The sequence below is a fragment of the Nocardioides sp. CPCC 206348 genome (assembly GCF_048654705.1).
Taxonomy (GTDB): Bacteria; Actinomycetota; Actinomycetes; order Propionibacteriales; family Nocardioidaceae; genus Nocardioides.
Genome location: NZ_JBMCZA010000188.1, coordinates 1 through 403 on the forward strand (window position 1 = coordinate 1; position 403 = coordinate 403).

At 73.9% G+C, this 403-nt stretch carries 1 protein-coding gene; it reads left to right on the top strand.

What is annotated here, in order from left to right; genetic code table 11:
• Window positions 1–84: 84 nt before the first annotated feature.
• Window positions 85–403 (top strand): hypothetical protein (locus ACOADB_RS15455; RefSeq protein WP_378600300.1); only part of this gene is annotated, 319 nt, incomplete at its 3' end.

Genomic DNA, 403 nt, shown 5'->3' on the forward strand with positions numbered 1-403 from the left:
TCCCGGACGGCCGTCGTACACGGGACGCCGCAGGCGGTCGGTGTCGTGTTCGCGCGGGACGCAGCCGGCCGGGTCGATGCGCGCGTGACCGTGTCGCACGCCCGCTCCGGGCGCGTGGTCGAGGTGCAGGCGCAGGGGAGCGACGGGACGTGGAAGACCGTCGCCACCCGACGACTCGGTACGACGCGGATCCTGCAGATCGAGGACGCGATGACGGCGGCCGCGGTGGCCGGCAAGCGGTTGCGGGTCCGCGCCGCTGCTCACCGTGGTGCCGCCGCAACCGCGTCCACGACGCTCGTGCCTCCCACGGTCGGCGTACCCGTCGTCGCCGACGGCGATCCGGCACAGCTCACGGTGACCACCACGGGTGCGGTGCGATCGGTGCGCTTCTACCTCGACGGCA